This window comes from Micromonospora sp., assembly GCF_048594385.1.
GTDB classification, from domain to species: Bacteria; Actinomycetota; Actinomycetes; order Mycobacteriales; family Micromonosporaceae; genus Micromonospora; species Micromonospora wenchangensis.
The window spans coordinates 14,308-28,078 of the sequence record NZ_JBMDWU010000372.1; the positions used below are offsets into that span (position 1 = coordinate 14,308).

Below are 13,771 nucleotides of genomic sequence, written 5' to 3' on the forward strand. Positions count from 1 at the left end.
GCCGCCGGCGAGGGCGGGCCGCGGTCGGGACACCGCCCTGTTCCGGCACCGCGATGGCGGGGTCGGACCACGTCCTTCCGGTGCCCCCTGCTCCGGCCGGGCGTCGGCGCGGACGTGTTCCGTCGGCCGCGACGCGTCGCCCCATCATGGACACCAACCGGCTCTGCGGGCCCAGGCCCCGGGTGACCTGCTCCTCCGCCTGCTCGGCGCGGCGACACGCCCGGCGGTGCTGCGGGTCGGTGACCCCTTCGGTAGCGTGGCCACGTGTTCCCGGTCGCGCTCACCAGTCCCCTGTGGTGGGTCGCGCGCGGGATGTCCCGGCTGCTCGCCGGCCTCGCCGTCGCACTCGCGTTCGCCGCCGCCGGCCCCGCACCGGCCGGCCCCGCACTGTTCGACCTGGTCCCGGGCACCCTGTCGGCCGACGCGTCGCACTCCTTCCCCGCCGCCGTGGCCCTCGACACCCCGTTCGGTCGGGGCGACGGCCTCCGCTCCGCCGACCGGGCAACCGAGCGGGTCGACGTGCTGGCGTCCGAGCGGGTCGACGCCGGCGTGCACGCCGCGCCGGCCGGTCCGGCACGGGAGCTGCCGGCCGCCACCCTGGTGACACCGGGCGGTCGGGTGCCCGCCGCCGCCGGGCCCCGGGCACCCCCGGCGGGCTGAACCCGCCCCAGCGGGGGCCACCCGCCCGCCACCACCACGACCTCGTCCCCGTACCGCCCCGGGCGGGCGTTGCCCGCAACGGTCCCGCCCCGGTACGGCCCCGATCCGCCACATCCGCCCGCGAGGTGTCGACCCGTGAACACCGTGCTCTCCCAGTTCCTGATCGGGGTGCCGACCGCCACCGCGATCTGGTCCCTGCTGCTCGTCCTCGCGCTGACCGGCCTCGCCGTCCTGGTCGCCCGCCCCGAGCGGGACCAGGCGACCGAGGTGACCCCCGTCGCGCCGCCGCCGGACGCCCCGCCCCCGGTCGCCGACCTGCGCCGCTACGCCGACGAGGTGGCCGTCGCCGCCGCCGGGGCCGCCCAGACCGCCCGCCGTCACCGGGCCGCCTGGCTGGCCGCCCAGGACACCCTGGAACGGGCCTGGCAGGCGTACGACGAGGCCGAGACGACCGCCCGCCGGTTCGTCGGCGCGGGGGCGCTGCCCAGCCCGCGTACCCCCCGGACACCCGCCGAGTACGCGGGCCGGGAGCGGTGGCTGCACCAGGAGGCGGTGGCGGCGCACTGGCGGGGCGAGTTGTCGGTGGAGCGGCTGCGGGACGTCTTCGCGCACCGCGACGGCTGGGACCCGCGCCGGCACCCCGTCGAGCACGAGGTGATGCTGGCCCGGGCGGTCCGGGAGGACCGGCGTGCGGCGTACCGGGCGGCGGCCTGGCGGGAAAGCGTCGCGTGGCGGGACGCCGAGCTGGCCGCCGAGGCCGCCCGCTCCCTGGCCGCCGAGGCGTACGCGGCGACGCAGCGGGTGCGGCCGGGCCGGGTCCCGCTGCCCCGTACCGCGACGTCGGCGGCGACCCGCCCGACGCGTGCCACCCGCTGGCACCCGGCCCGGGTCGGCTGACCACCCCGGGACCGCCGCTCCCGGGCCGGACCAGGCCCGGCCCGGGATGATCGACACAATGACGCGCAGATGGCGGTGTCCGCGCCGCGTTGACCCCGCGACTTCGGCCCCGTTGCGAATGCCGTGCCCCCGCCCCGGCGGTCCCGTTGCGGGCGGTGGTCCTGCCCGGGGCCGCGCGGGCCGGGAGACCGGGGGTCCCGGGGGCCGAATCGTTATCCAGGGCGGTGTGGGTGCGGTCACGGTCCGGCGGAACCGGACAGCCCGTCACACCCGGTCACATCGACTCCGCTGATCATCGGAGGTTGCGGGTCGGCTGTCCGGTCACTGCCCTGCCGAGCCCTGACGGCCATTCGTCCCGGCCCGCACCCCCGCTGCCCGAGTGCCCCGCAAAGAAGCCGACCCGACGATGTTTGCGCAGCTCACAGGGCTTGGCGGGAGCGAAGGGTGACCAGTAGTGTCGCTGCGGTCCGGTGCGGTTTCCGATCGCAGGAGGCGACGCCGTGCCGACCCGCTCAATCGTGCATGTCACGAACCGGGGACCCACACGCACCACCTGGGGTGAATCTCCGGGCCACGGCCCGGGGTAGGGCGATCTTCCCGCCCGAATCCGTCAGCTAACCCGGTCGGCGGCAGCGGAAGGAGTTTCATCCTCGTGCAGCATGACCCCACCCCCTCGGTGGTTCCTCCACCTCGGCACCGGGGTGCCGCCGGACCGTCGCGCCTGACGCGCTGACCCGGCCGTCCACCCCGCCGCCCGACCCCGGTCGGGCGACCCGCCGACCCGTCCGGCTCCCGTCGGGCGGTCCCTGCCGAACGAGCGGCGCAACACCCGATCCGCGCGTGGCGTACCCGCCACGTGCCGGTCCGGCGTGCCCGGCCGCCTCGCCCCGTGGAGGAACACCCCGTGAAGCACCACATGAAGCGTCAGCTCCGCCGACTGGGCGCCCAGCGCCCGTACCGGATGGTCGTCGGCTCGGCGGCGGTCCTCGTCCTGGCCGCCGGTGGCACCGCCCTGGCCGCCGGGGTCGACGACGCCCCGACCGACCAGCAACGCGCCACCGCCGTGGCCGAGACCACCCCCCGCCTCGACGACGTCGCCAGCCGCGCCCAGGCCCGGGTCGCCGTCCCCGCCCCGGCCAGCCCGTCGGCCACCCCCTCGACCAGCCCGTCGGCGAGCCCCACCCCGGCGCCGCGCGTCACCCGGGCGAAGGCCCGCGCCACCGCCGACCCGGACCTGACCCGCAAGGCGACCCCGAAGCCCCCCTCGTCGAAGGTCCTGCGCTACGACTACCAGGCCCAGATCACCTACTACTACTGCGGCCCGGCCGCGGTACGCAACGCGCTCAGCGCGGCCGGCATCGAACGCGGCCAGGACGACCTCGCCGCCCAGCTGGGCACCACCGAGATGGGCACCAACTCGGCCGAGGACACCACCCGGGTGCTCAACGCCGTGGTCAAGGGCGACCCGTACCGGACCCGGATGTTCGCCGGCACCCCGAGCGACGCGCAGATCGAGCGGCTGCGGGCCGACGTGGTCGCGGCGGTCACCGACAAGCGGGCCGTGGTCGCGAACGTGGCCGGGGACGCCACCGACCTCGACGGCGGCTGGCACTCCTTCCCCGGCGGCCACTACGTCGCCGCCGTGGGCTACCGGGACAACGGCCGTACCGTGCGGATCGCCGACTCGGCCGACCCGTCGCTGCCGGCCTACTGGGTCAGCGTGACCACCCTGGCGAACTGGATCGCCACCCGGGGCTACTCCGCCTGACCGAGCCACCCCCCACCCGCCCCGGCCGCCCGCGGCCGGGGCGGTGCTCGTCATGGGGCCGATGTAGCGGTGTCAGCGGATCCGGATACCGCAACATCGGCCCGATGGCGGGCGGCCCCCGGTCAGATCCGGGGGGAGAGGGGAGCGGCGGGGGCACGGGGGGCCGGCGGGGCCCAGCCCGGCTCCAACTCCCGGCGGGCGGCGTCGAGGAAACCGTCGGCGTACGCGTCGGCGGGGAAGTCGCCCAGGTAGCGGCGCCGGGTGTCCCAGCGGGCCGCCGCCAACGGGTCGGTGTCCAGCAGGCCGGTCAGCACCTCGTCGAGGTTGGCCATGTCCCGGCGCAGCACGTAACCGGAGCGGGCCAGCGGGAACCGGTCCAGGAACTCGTCGCCGTCGACGCCCAGGTCGGTCACCGCGTACGGCTTGCCCGAGTAGAGATAGTCGGAGATGACCCCGGAGACGTCGGAGACCAGCGCGTCGGAGCGGTTGACGCAGTCGGTCAGGCTCAGCTCACGGCTGGCCGCCGCTCCCCACAGGTGCTGCCGGCCGGTACGGGTCCGGTCGGCGGCGAGCAGCTCGGTGAGCCGGGCCAGATGCCGGGCCGAGGCCGGGTTCTGCCCGGTGTACGGGTGGGCCCGCAGGATCACCGTGGCGCCCCGGTCGAGCAGCCGGCGCAGCAGCGGCTCGGCCACCGGCAGCGAGCAGTAGTTGGCGTCGGCGTGGTGACCGGTCCAGGTGGGGGTGTAGAGCACCGTCGGGGCGGCCGACGGGCGGGCCTCCCGGCGTACCTCGATGGCTTCGACCTGCGGACGACCGACCACGACGAACTTCTCGGCGGGGATCTCGACGCCGGCCCGCGCGTACCGCTCGATCGCCGCCGGACCGGCCACGAAGATCTTGTCGAAGATGGCCGAGACCGGGTTGGCGCTGGGGGCCTTGTCGCTGTCGCCGTGGTGCAGCTGCACGTGGGTGAGCTGGGTGAACCGGATGCAGTGGCTGTTCTTCGCCCCGTGGTTGACGTAGAACGCCACCCGCAGGCTGGGCACCAGCGCCTCGTCCATGGCCTTGAGGGTGGGGCAGTAGACCACCGGGGCGCTCGTCGCGGCGGCGATCGTGGGCAGGAACTCCGGCTCCCGCAGCAGCACCAGGAACGGCCGGCCGAGCCGCTCCAGGTAGGGCAGCCACATGGTGACCTGGTATTCCGAGCCGGGCGGGGCGGAGAAGTAGAGCAGGAACTCCGGCTGGTGCGCGCGCAGCGCCCGGGTCACCGGGCCGCCCCCGCCCGACGGCCGGAACCGCCGCCGGGCCAGGTCCAGGCCGACCGCACCGCAGCCGGCCGCGACCACCAGCACGACGGCCAGCGCGACCACGGCGGGCAGGGCGAACGCGGCGGCCACCGCCACCACCGCGAGCAGCCCCAGCAGGATGCCGTCGAGGCGGGCGGCGACCAGCGGGGTCCACGCCCGCACCGGCAGGTTCGCCGCGCGGATCTCCAGGTTGCCGGCGTCGCGCAGCGGCCCCACCAGCAGCACCAGGCCCAGCAGCACCAGCGCGGTCAGCACCAGCACCGGGTCGAACCCGTCGTCGAGCCGGCGGGCGTGGCCGACCAGGATGCCGGCGGCCAGCAGCACCGTCTCGGCGACGATGTCGGCGTCGGGGCGCACCCGACGTTCGTAGCCGGCGGCGGCCAGCGCGGCCACCGCCAGGGCCAGGCCCCAACCGGTGGCCCCGGTGAACGCCACCACCAGGAAGGCGACCACGGCCAAGCCGGTGGTCAGGCACCGTGCGATCAGTTTCCTGACCAGGTCACCACGCATGTCGTACCGTCTCCGGGGTCGGGTCAGCCGGCGTCAACGCCGCTGGGCAGCCGGTCCTGCTCGGCCGGGGTCGGCTGGGCCGGCACCGGGGCAGCCTCGCCGGGGGCCCGCCGGACGTCGATCACCTGGCCGGTGAGGTCGGAGATCAGCACGTCGAGCGAGGACTGGGCGACCGTCTCGGCGGCCAGCAGGGTGTGCTCCGGCTCCTCACCGAACGCCTTGGTACGCATCGGGGTGGCGGTGCGCTCCGGGTTGATGCAGTTGACCCGGACGCCGTACTCGGCCCACTCGTCGGACAGCGCCTGGGTCAGGTTGACCAGCGCCGCCTTGGTCGAGGAGTAGAGCGCGTACTGGGCCCGGCCCCGGGTGTACGAGCTGGACGTGTAGAGCAGCAGCTGACCCTTGGTCTGCTGCAGGTACGGCAGGGACTGCCGGGCGGCGATCACCGGCCCGACGAAGTTGACCTGGAGCACCCGGTCCATGGTCTCCTCGTCCATCTCGGCCAGCGCGCCCTTCTCCAGGATGCCGGCGGTGACCACCACGTGGTCGATCCGGCCGGTGGCCTCGAACGCGGTCTTCAGCGCGGCCTCGACGTCGCCGGTCTGCTCGACGTGGGTGCCGGTGCTGGAGCGGCTGAACGGGAAGACCTGCGCGCCGTACCCCCGGGCCAGCTCGGCCAGGTCGTGCCCGATGCCGTAGCTGCCGCCGAAGATGACGATCGTCCGGCCGGCCAGCTCCTCGGTGTAGCTGCGGTGCGACAGCCGGGGGGCCTGGGCGGCGGCGAGCTGGAACAGCTTGTCGGCGAGGTGCACGTCGACCGGGTGGGTGACCTTGATGTTCTCGTCCGACCCGTCGATCACCTTGATCGGGGTGCCGGGCAGGTAGCGCAGCACCACGCCGCAGTCGTCGGTGGCGGCGAAGTCCGGGTCGCCCTCGGCCCGCCGGTACGCCTCGCGGATGGTGCCCGAGCGGAACGCCTGCGGGGTCTGCCCCCGGCGCAGCCGGGACCGGACCGGGATGTCGGTGATGCACTCGTCCTCGTCGACCTGGATGATCGTGTCGGCCGAGGGGATCGCCACGTCGACGGCGGTGTAGCTCCACAGCGCGTTCACGCACTCGCGGACGATCCGGGCGCTGACCAGCGGGCGGACCGCGTCGTGGAAGAGGATGTTGACGTCACCGTCACCGACCGCGTCCAGGGCGATCCGGGTGGTGGCGTTGCGGGTGTCGCCGCCCTCGATGACCTTGCTGACCTTGCGGAAGCCGGCCTTGTCGACGATCTGCTGCGCCTCGGCGACGTGCCCGGTGGCCATCAGCACGATGATCTCGTCGATCTCCGGGGCGGCCTCGAAGACGGCCAGGGTGTGCTCGATGATCGGCTTGCCGGCGATCTTCAGCAACTGCTTCGGGATGCCCAGGCCCAGCCGGGTCCCGGTGCCTCCGGCCAGCACCACCGCCACCGTCCGCGAGGGCCGCCACGGTGCCGGGGTCTCCGGTGTGGCGTCCGGGCCAGTGGTGTGGTCCTGCGTCATTGCCGATCCTCACTCTCGGGGGATGTCTGCACGCGTCCCGGGGGTCACCCTGAACGGAAGATTGCGCCAGCGTGGCGACGGGATGAACCTTAACGCGCGGACCGCGCCGCCCCAACGGGACGACGCGGTCCGCCGGACGTCGGATCGATGTGGCACGCGCGCCCGGAATACTACTTGCCGTTGGCGAATGCCTCGTACGCCCGGATCACCTCGTCGGTGGGCCCGTCCATCCGGATCAGCCCCGACTCCAACCAGATCGTCCGTTCGCAGGTGTCCCGCACCGAGGAGAGCTGGTGGCTGACCAGGAAGACCGTGCCGGCCCCCTCGCGCAGTTCCCGCACCCGCTGCTCGCTGCGCTTGCGGAAGCCCTTGTCGCCGGTGGCGAGCGCCTCGTCGATCAGCAGCACGTCGTGCTTCTTGGCCGCGGCGATGGAGAACCGCAGCCGGGCCGCCATGCCCGAGGAGTACGTCCGCATCGGCAGGCTGGCGAAGTCGCCGCGCTGGTTGATCCCGGAGAACTCGATGATCTCCGGCGTCATCCGGGCCACGTCGTCGGGCTGCATGCCCATCGCCAGGCAGCCCAGCGTGACGTTGCGCTCACCCGACAGGTCGTTGAGCAGGGCGGCGTTCACCCCCAGCAGGGACGGCTGGCCCTGGGTGTAGACCGCGCCCCGGTTGACCGGGAGCAGCCCGGCGATGGTGCGCAGCAGGGTCGACTTGCCGGAGCCGTTGCTGCCGATCAGGCCGATCGCCTCACCCCGGTACGCGGTGAAGGAGACCCCCTTGACCGCGTGCACCTCCTGGATGTTGGGCGCGGAGGAGCGCTTGACCAGCCGGCGCAGCGCGGCCACCGGTGTGCTCCCGCCCCCGGCGCCCTTGTGCACCCGGTAGATCACGTGCGCGTCGTCGACCACCACGGTGGGGATGCGGTCGACGATCCGGGGCAGGGTCACGGTGACGTCGTTGGACGTCTCGTACCGGTCATCCACGGCCGTACTCCTGTTCGCCGCGCCAGAAGTAGACGTACCCGGCGATGCCGCCCAGCACCGCCCAGCCGACCGCCACCAGCCAGAGTTGGGTCACCGACTCGTTGAGCAGCGGCGCCTGCTCCAGCAGGGCGTACCGGGCCAGCTCGATGTAGACCAGGATCGGGTTGAACTGGATGAGCGTCGAGGCCCACTCCGGCAGCCGGTCGAACAGCTTGACGCTGTAGAGCACGCCGGAGCCGTACATCCAGGTGCGCAGGATGAACGGCATGACCTGCTTGAGGTCGCTGGCCTTGGAGCCCATCCGGGCGACCACCATCACGATCCCGGCGTTGAACAGCGCCTGCAGCAGCAGCGCCGGGGGCAGCATCAGCCAGGCCAGGGTGATCGGCTCGCCGGTCACCAGGACGATGCCGACCAGCACGATCATCGAGGCCAGCAGCTGCTGGAACTGGGTGAGCGTGGCGGCCAGCGGCAGGCAGGCCCGGGGGAAGTGCAGCGCCCGGATCAGCCCCAGGTTGCCGCTGATCGACTGGGTGCCGGCCAGCACCGCGCTCTGGGTGAAGTTGAAGATGAACAACCCGGTGGTCAGGTACGCGATGAAGTTCGGGATGGTGTTCTGCCCGAGCACCACGCCGAAGATCAGGTAGTAGACGGCGGCGTTGGTCAGCGGGGTGAGCACCTGCCAGATCTGGCCCAGCTTGGCGTTGCTGTACGAAGCGACCAGTTTGGCGTTGGCGTACGCGGCGGTGAAGTGCCGGTAGGCCCACAGTCTGCGGCTGTACTCGGTCAGGGAGGGGCGCTCGCCGGCGACCCGTAGTCCGTGCCGAGCGGCCAGCTGCGCCTGGGTCAGGCCCGTTTCGGGGTCGACCAGCGCGGTGGTGGCCATGGGAAGGGCGCTCCGATCTTTCGTACCAACGGGATGCGCGCGACGATGGGGATCCCTGGGTCGGCGCGGTGCCGGGGCAGCCTCGTCGCTGCGTGGACGGTAGTCCAAAACACGTCGGGACGCAACCGTACCGTCGTTGCGCTACATTGGCCCCCGTGACAGGTGCGAAGAGTCCCCGATGACCAGCGACAAGAGGCGTCCGCCGGCCGGTGCCGCAGTGCTGCGGGGCGACATCACCAGAGCCATCCGCCGTGCCCTGATGCAGGAACTCGCCGCGGTCGGATACGGGCGGCTCTCCATCGAGGCGGTGGCCCGCCGGGCCGGGGTGAGCAAGACCGCGATCTACCGGCGGTGGAACTCGAAACTCGACCTGGTGATCGAGACCGTGGTGGCCGCCGCCGGCAACAAACTGCCGGCGCTGGACACCGGCAGCCTACGCGGCGACCTGACGCTGCTGTTCCAGGTGATCGCCCACGCGCTCAGCCACCCGCTGGCCTCGCAGATCATCCCCGACCTGCTCGCCGAGGCGGCCCGCAACCCGACCATCGACGCCACCCTCCAGCAGCTCCTGCGGGCCAAGCAGCAGGAGATCGGCGGCCGGTTGATCGGGCTGGCGGTGCAGCGCGGCGAACTGCCCGCCGACACCGACGCCGACGCGGCCGTCGACCTGATCGTCGGCCCGTTGTACTGGCGGCTGGCCATCGCGCGGACCCCGCTCACCCCGAGCTACCTGGATCTGCTGGTGGAGTCGGTGGCGACCGGGCTGACCGCGAACGGCACGGTGCCCCGCCAGCGGGAGCCTTCGGTAGGGTGAGAGACCGTGTTCAGCGGCCGTGCGCCGTCGAAACTGACCTGAGGGAGCGCCGGTCGGGCTCTCCCCGCCCATCCGGGAACCTCCCGTGCCGACACCAGGGTGGCCGCCCGGTCCGAGCACGGAACGACGAGAAGGACGGCTCGTGACGGAAGTCGAAGTCGCTGTCGGGGCACCTGCGCCAGCCGATCGAGGACGGGGGCCCACGTCCGGAACGGGTTTCCTGCGGCGGGTGAACGTCTCGGTGTCGGCCGCCCCCGTCGTCCTCACCGATGCCGCCGTGGTCGGCTTCGCCCTGTGGACGCTGCTCTACCACCTCAACCTCGTGCTGGGTCTCCGCCCCTCCGTCGTGTTCGTCGCCTGGGTGCTCACCCTGCCGGTTGCGGCCTACGTGGGCTGGCGGGTCGGTCGCCGCCGCCGCGACCGGCGGCTCGCGGGTGAGGTGGGGACGGCCGGACCGGCCCCGGCGTCACCTGCGGAAACCGGCCGGGCGGCATCGCTGCGTCGCTATGCGCTGCCGATCGGCGCCGGAATCGGTGCGGCGCTGTTCGCCGCGCTCGGCAGCGGGTCGCTGAGTTGGTGGCTGGCCGTGATCCTCGGATCGGTGGCGGTCATCTCCGCCTGGGTGTCGTCGCGGCGGTCCACCGAGTCCGGCGACCCGGCCCCGACCGGTACGACGCCGGCACAGGCGTACGTGGTGATGCTCGCCGCCCTGGCTGCGGCGGTGTTCTCGACGTTCATCGCCCGGGTCTCCCTCGACGACGTCTTCTACGTCGGCAAGTCGGTCTGGGTGGCCGAACGTGACCAGATCCCCTACCGGGACTTCCTGTTCACCGAAGGTGTCCTCCCGGCGGGCTCGGCGAACCCTCCGGTCCCGTCCTTCGAGGTGTTCATCGGGGCGCTGGCCCGGGTCCTGCACGTGCATGCGGCATCGACCACCTGGTACATCGTGCTTCCGCTGCTGGCGGTCTTCGCGGTCCTGGCCCTGTGGCGGCTGGTGCAGCGCTGGGCGCCGCGCCGGCCGTTGCTGGTCTTCGGCGTGGCGTTGACCTACATCGTGCTGGTGGCCGGATACCCGGACGCGCTGAACACCTATCACCTGCCCCGGTTGACGCAGGGCAAGAGCGTCTTCGTCCATGCGCTCATTCCGCTCGCCTGGGTGTACCTCACCGACTTCCTCGAAACCCGCTCACGGCGGGCGCTGGTGTTGCTGGGCCTGCTGTCGGTCGCCGCCGTCGGGCTGACCACCACGGCGGTCATCCTGTTGCCCCTGCTGGCGGTGGCCGCGGTGTCGATGCTCGTCCTCACGCGGAGGTGGCGTGACGAGGCGCTGTGCTTCGCCGCCGCGTCGACGTACCCCCTCCTGGTGGGCGTCGGTGCGAGATTCGCCAGCGGCGGTCTCGACGAGGCGGTCGCGACCTACATCGAGCTGCGGCCGCTCCGCACGATCTACGAGCTCACCCTGTGGTTGGGGATCCTCGGCGTGATCGCCGGCATCGCCATGTGGTGCGGGCCGGTCCTGCTCCGTCGTGGTGTTCCACGGGTCCTGGTCGCCGGGGCGGCCCTGACCGTGACGCTCCTGCTCATCCCGGGGGTGGCGGCCACAGCAGGCGGCCTGACCGGGCTGACGGCGGTGCTGTGGCGCATCCCGTGGATCGTGCCGGTTCCGGCGCTCGTGGGCATGCTGGCAGTGCTCCGCCCACCCCGGTGGGGCGTGCTGAACCGGGTGCTCGCCGTTGCTCTTCCCGCGGTCCTCGTCCTGGTCTTCGCGGTGTACGGATCACCCATGTGGACGGCGAACGTCGTCCAGGCCGAGCCCAGTTGGCGGATGCCCGAGACCCGCAAGAACGTGGCCTTCTGGATCACCCGGCTCGACCGACCCCCGGGTCTGGTGCTCGCCCCCACGCCGGTCATGCGTGCGCTGCCGCAGGTCACCACGCGGGTTCGGGTGGTGATGGCGCGTGACCTCTACCTCACCGACTACGACATGGAGAGCCAGTTCTCGCAGGACCGGCTGCTGCTCGGCAGGTTCGCCGACGGCACCGAGGCGGTGCCGGTGTCCGATGTGAAGGCGGCGATGGGCCGGGTCGGTGTCAGCGTGGTGTGTGTGTGGAAGAACAACCGGGCGGTCGCCGATGCGGCACCGGCGCTGGGCTTCGAGCGGTTCGCCTCCAGGAAATCCCCCGGCGGCATGTACTGCTACCGCAGCAAGGAGCCGGTCACACCGGTCAGCGGTCCCTGATTCCCCGGCACGAGGACCGACACCGGAGCGTCGCCGCCGGGCGATTTGGTCGGAATGCCAAGGGATACCCGGGCGGTACCCACTCGTTCCTTCGCGTTAAGGTCGCAGTCACGTCGGCGCGGCGGGGCCGTCAAGGTGGCTGTCTGCGCCGACCCGGTGCGAGCACCCTGGGCGACGTGTCCGCCTCGACGTCCAGGACCCGGCCCCCGCCCCCGCCCGTCATCGATCTCGTAGGGAGCGTCCCCCTTGTTCGGCTCGTTACTGGAACGCACCGGCACCGCCGCCCGAGGCGCGCTGCTGGTGCTGTCCTACCTGGTCATGCTCGTCGCGGGCGGCTTCGGATGGGTGGCCCTGTTCGCCGTGGCCGGGCTGGCGGCAGTCGTCGGCGAGTTCGCCGTCACCCGGTGGTCGCCCCCCTCGGAGGTGCTGCTGGAGAAGGTCGGCCTCAACCGGGGCTACCGGCAGCTCAGCCGCGACCTGGCCAGCGTGCTGCTGGTCGCCGCCACGGTCCCGCTCACCGGGGTCGAGCTGACCTGGCTGCTGGTGCTGCCGGCGGCGGTCTGGGTGACCGCCGTCTTCTCGGGCGCCCTCAACACCATGATCGACCGGCGGAACCCGGTCTCCGCACTGGTCCGCAACATCGAGCTGGGGCCGATCCGGTCGGCCCCCCGCCCGCCCGGGTGGGTCGCCGCCCTGGCCGGCGTCCCGCTCGCGGTGCTCAACGTGCTGCTGATCCCGGCCGCCGTGGTCGCGGCGGTGCGTACCGACGTCACCGTCATGCTGGCGGTCGCCGCGTTGGCCGCCGGGCTCGCCGCCCTGGTCGGCGCGGTCGTCGCGGTGACCTGGCTGCGGGGGAGGGGCACCGGCAAGAGCCCGGTGCTGCCGGTGCTCCAGCGCTGGATCGACGGCTACCGCCCCGAGGTCGCGCTCTACTTCGCCGGCCCCGCCAAGGACGTCTACCAGGCGAACATGTGGCTGGCCCCGACCGAGGCGCTGCACCAGCGGGCGGTCGTGCTGATGCGCAGCAAGGAGGCGTTCTTCGAGCTGGCCGACACCCGGCTGCCGGTGATCTGCGTGCCGACCGGCCCGGACTTCATGAACCTCGAACTGGGCACGGTGCGGGCCGCCCTCTACGCGGCCAACGTCGGCGCGAACATCCACATGCTGCGCGAGCCGGGCATGAAGCACGTGTTCGTCGGCCACGGCGACAGCGACAAGCAGGCCAGCGTCAACCCGTACAGCAAGGTGTACGACGAGGTGTGGGTCGCCGGCCTGGCCGGCCGGGAGCGGTACGCGCGGGCCGCGGTCGGCGTCCGCGACGAGGACATCGTGGAGATCGGCCGGCCGCAGCTCGCCGGGGTGCACACCTTCGGCGGGACCGCCCCGGACCGGCCGTTCACCGTCCTGTACGCCCCCACCTGGGAGGGCTGGCTCGACGACGACCCCTACCACACCTCGCTGGTGCTGATGGGGGAGCGGATCGTCCGGGGGGTGCTCGCCTCGCCGCAGGTGCGCCTGGTCTACAAGCCGCACCCGCTGACCGGCTCCCGTTCCAAGGAGGCCCGGGCGGTGCACGAGCGGCTGGTGTCGTTGATCCGGGCCGCCGGCGGTGACCCCGACTCCGGTTCGCTCGACGGCCCCGGGCACCGGGTGGTCACCGGTCGGGTTCCCGCCCTGTTCGACTGCTTCAACCAGACCGACCTGCTGATCAGCGACATCTCCAGCGTGGTCTCCGACTTCGTGCAGAGCCAGCGGCCGTACGTGGTGGCCAACCCGAGCGGGCTGCCGGAGGACGAGTTCCGGCGCGAGTTCCCCACCTCCCGGGCGGCGTACCTGCTCTCCCGGGACTGCGGCGAGCTGGAGAAGATCGTCGCGGTGACCCGGGCCGGCGACGATCCGATGACCGACGCCCGGCGGGAGCTGAAGACGTACCTGCTGGGCCCGGCCGAGGCCAACCCGATGGACCGGTTCCAGGAGGAGATCGGCCGGCTCTGCGGCTCACCGCCCCTGCTGCGGGACCCGGGGCGGCGGACCCCGCCCCCGGGTCCCGCAGCGTTTCCCCGGGCGGTGGCGGCGGCATGCCGGTGACCGGCGCGGGGCCGCCCACCGTTTCCCCCACACCGGCGCTTCTGCCACCATTCGCTCGACATCCGTACGACGAATGGGGGC

The 13,771-nt window shown here is 72.9% G+C and carries 10 protein-coding genes and 1 riboswitch; of the genes, 6 read left to right on the forward strand and 4 right to left on the reverse strand.

Features of this window, described 5'->3' with window-relative positions:
- Window positions 1-264: 264 nt before the first annotated feature.
- The 3 genes from ACOJTC_RS19855 to ACOJTC_RS19865 all read left to right on the forward strand — a co-directional run bounded on the left by ACOJTC_RS19855 (window position 265) and on the right by ACOJTC_RS19865 (window position 3,325).
- Window positions 265-660, forward strand: a complete 396-nt coding sequence (locus ACOJTC_RS19855; protein ID WP_420117996.1) for a hypothetical protein — start codon at window positions 265-267, stop codon at window positions 658-660.
- A 135-nt stretch (window positions 661-795) separates the two neighbouring features.
- A complete protein-coding gene (locus tag ACOJTC_RS19860; RefSeq protein ID WP_420117997.1) occupies window positions 796-1,557 on the forward strand; it encodes a hypothetical protein in 762 nt (253 codons plus the stop codon).
- A 499-nt stretch (window positions 1,558-2,056) separates the two neighbouring features.
- Window positions 2,057-2,201: riboswitch (cyclic di-AMP (ydaO/yuaA leader) on the forward strand.
- Between the two features lie 272 nt (window positions 2,202-2,473).
- Window positions 2,474-3,325, forward strand: a complete 852-nt coding sequence (locus ACOJTC_RS19865; protein WP_420118028.1) for a C39 family peptidase — start codon at window positions 2,474-2,476, stop codon at window positions 3,323-3,325.
- Between the two features lie 122 nt (window positions 3,326-3,447).
- On the opposite strand, the gene ACOJTC_RS19870 is transcribed toward ACOJTC_RS19865, so the two are convergent.
- The 4 genes from ACOJTC_RS19870 to ACOJTC_RS19885 form a co-directional block, all read right to left on the reverse strand.
- Window positions 3,448-5,142 (reverse strand): CDP-glycerol glycerophosphotransferase family protein, encoded by a 1,695-nt coding sequence (locus ACOJTC_RS19870; RefSeq protein WP_420117998.1) that lies wholly within the window; start codon window positions 5,140-5,142, stop codon window positions 3,448-3,450.
- Between the two features lie 23 nt (window positions 5,143-5,165).
- Window positions 5,166-6,674: a D-ribitol-5-phosphate cytidylyltransferase gene (locus ACOJTC_RS19875; RefSeq protein WP_420117999.1), complete on the reverse strand. Its 1,509-nt coding sequence runs from the start codon at window positions 6,672-6,674 to the stop codon at window positions 5,166-5,168.
- Window positions 6,675-6,844: 170 nt separating this feature from the next.
- Window positions 6,845-7,663: an ABC transporter ATP-binding protein gene (locus ACOJTC_RS19880; protein ID WP_204927981.1), complete on the reverse strand. Its 819-nt coding sequence runs from the start codon at window positions 7,661-7,663 to the stop codon at window positions 6,845-6,847.
- Complete coding sequence (locus ACOJTC_RS19885) at window positions 7,656-8,549, reverse strand: ABC transporter permease (RefSeq protein WP_420118000.1); 894 nt, start codon at window positions 8,547-8,549, stop codon at window positions 7,656-7,658. Before ACOJTC_RS19885 ends, ACOJTC_RS19880 begins: the two co-directional genes overlap by 8 nt.
- 178 nt (window positions 8,550-8,727) lie before the next feature.
- Between ACOJTC_RS19885 and ACOJTC_RS19890 the strand changes: the two genes are divergently transcribed.
- From ACOJTC_RS19890 to ACOJTC_RS19900, 3 genes are all read left to right on the forward strand, one after another.
- Complete coding sequence (locus ACOJTC_RS19890; RefSeq protein WP_420118001.1) at window positions 8,728-9,363, forward strand: TetR/AcrR family transcriptional regulator; 636 nt, start codon at window positions 8,728-8,730, stop codon at window positions 9,361-9,363.
- Between the two features lie 229 nt (window positions 9,364-9,592).
- Window positions 9,593-11,602 (forward strand): DUF6077 domain-containing protein, encoded by a 2,010-nt coding sequence (locus tag ACOJTC_RS19895; RefSeq protein WP_420118002.1) that lies wholly within the window; start codon window positions 9,593-9,595, stop codon window positions 11,600-11,602.
- Window positions 11,603-11,848: 246 nt separating this feature from the next.
- Window positions 11,849-13,690 carry a CDP-glycerol glycerophosphotransferase family protein gene (locus ACOJTC_RS19900; RefSeq protein ID WP_420118003.1) on the forward strand — a complete coding sequence of 614 codons (1,842 nt, stop codon included), beginning with the start codon at window positions 11,849-11,851 and terminating at the stop codon, window positions 13,688-13,690.
- Window positions 13,691-13,771: the final 81 nt, after the last annotated feature.

What these genes read in the sequence shown, in the direction of transcription:
- ACOJTC_RS19870 (WP_420117998.1), bottom strand. Translation starts at nt 5,142, where the DNA reads ATGCGTGGTGACCTGGTCAGGAAACTGATCGCACGGTGCCTGACCACC.
- ACOJTC_RS19875 (WP_420117999.1), bottom strand. Translation starts at nt 6,674, where the DNA reads ATGACGCAGGACCACACCACTGGCCCGGACGCCACACCGGAGACCCCG.
- ACOJTC_RS19865 (WP_420118028.1), top strand. Translation starts at nt 2,474, where the DNA reads ATGAAGCGTCAGCTCCGCCGACTGGGCGCCCAGCGCCCGTACCGGATG.
- ACOJTC_RS19890 (WP_420118001.1), top strand. Translation starts at nt 8,728, where the DNA reads ATGACCAGCGACAAGAGGCGTCCGCCGGCCGGTGCCGCAGTGCTGCGG.
- ACOJTC_RS19885 (WP_420118000.1), bottom strand. Translation starts at nt 8,549, where the DNA reads ATGGCCACCACCGCGCTGGTCGACCCCGAAACGGGCCTGACCCAGGCG.